1 protein-coding gene is annotated in these 519 nt (G+C 48.4%); it reads right to left on the bottom strand.

Features of this window, described 5'->3' with window-relative positions; all coding sequences use genetic code 11:
- On the bottom strand, window positions 1–519 hold a 519-nt coding region (locus tag R7Z50_RS31030), incomplete at both ends, for a YheC/YheD family protein (RefSeq protein WP_411979552.1).

Below are 519 nucleotides of genomic sequence, written 5' to 3'. Positions count from 1 at the left end.
AAGGTTTGCGCCATCGCGTAGTTTTGACCATGGTTAGTCAGCGTCTCGATGATCACCGACACGTTTGGATCGTTTTCTTTTACGCGGAAAATTGAAGCGCCGCCCATACCATCAAGAGGTTTTAGGATCACATCGCCGTGCTCTTCACGGAAGGCTTTAATTTTTTCTGCTTTGCGTGTCACGATTGTGGTTGGCGTAAGTTCTGGGAACCAAGCGGTAAACAGTTTTTCGTTGCAGTCGCGTAGGCTTTGAGGTTTGTTAACGATCAATGCGCCTTGTTCTTCAGCACGCTCAAGAATGTAAGTCGCGTAGATGTACTCGGTATCAAATGGAGGATCTTTGCGCATGAGTACCGCGTCGAGCTCAGACAGTTCGATCGTCTGCTCAGATTTGAACTCGTACCAGCCGTTTGGATCTTCTTTCAGCTCAACCACTTTAGTGTCGGCAATCGCTTTGCCTTGGTCTAGGTGAAGATCGTTCATTTCCATGTAGTGGATTTCATAGCCGCGGCGTTGCGCT

The organism is Vibrio sp. 1249-1 (genome assembly GCF_033340495.1).
Note: the sequence above shows the minus strand (reverse complement) of the source record. Positions and strands in the feature narration are given on the sequence as shown.